1 protein-coding gene is annotated in these 586 nt (G+C 45.2%); it reads left to right on the top strand.

Features of this window, described 5'->3' with window-relative positions:
• The coding region (locus Afil_RS11640) for an IS256 family transposase (RefSeq protein WP_230268542.1) at window positions 1-586 on the top strand (586 nt) is incomplete at both ends.

Raw genomic sequence — 586 nt, forward strand, 5'->3', positions numbered from 1 at the left:
AAAGAACAGGCTGTATATGTGGTTCTTGGCTATGACACGGAAGGCTGCAAAGATATCCTTGGCATCTGGATCGGCGAGAGCGAATCCAGGCACTTTTGGATGGAGATCTTTGACGAACTGAAGGCACGAGGCATAGAAGACATTTTTTTCCTGTCCATGGACGGTGTAAGCGGGCTTGAAAGCGGCGCTAAGGCTGTATTTCCGAACGTTACTGTGCAGCGCTGCATTGTTCATATTCTTCGTAACTCGCTTAAATATATTCCAAACAAAGAAAGAGCTGGTTTCTGCAAGGATATCAAGAGAGTCTACGGTGCTTTGAACGCTAAAGAAGCAGAGGGTGCTTTCGATGAATTTAAGGAGAAATGGAGCCAATATCCTGGTTCCGTGAGCGTCTGGGAACGTAACTTTCATCACGTACTCCAGCTGTTTAACCACGGCAGCGCTGTCCGAAAGATAATGTATACAACCAATGCGATTGAGTCGGTTAACTCCAGCCTGCGAAAAGTAACAAAAAAGGGCTCGTTTCCAAATGAGGATTCAGTTTATAAGGCTTTGTATCTACGCATTGTGGAGCTTGAGAAGAAAT

Source organism: Allobaculum fili (genome assembly GCF_020969955.1).
Taxonomy (GTDB): domain Bacteria; phylum Bacillota_I; class Bacilli_A; order Erysipelotrichales; family Erysipelotrichaceae; genus Allobaculum; species Allobaculum fili.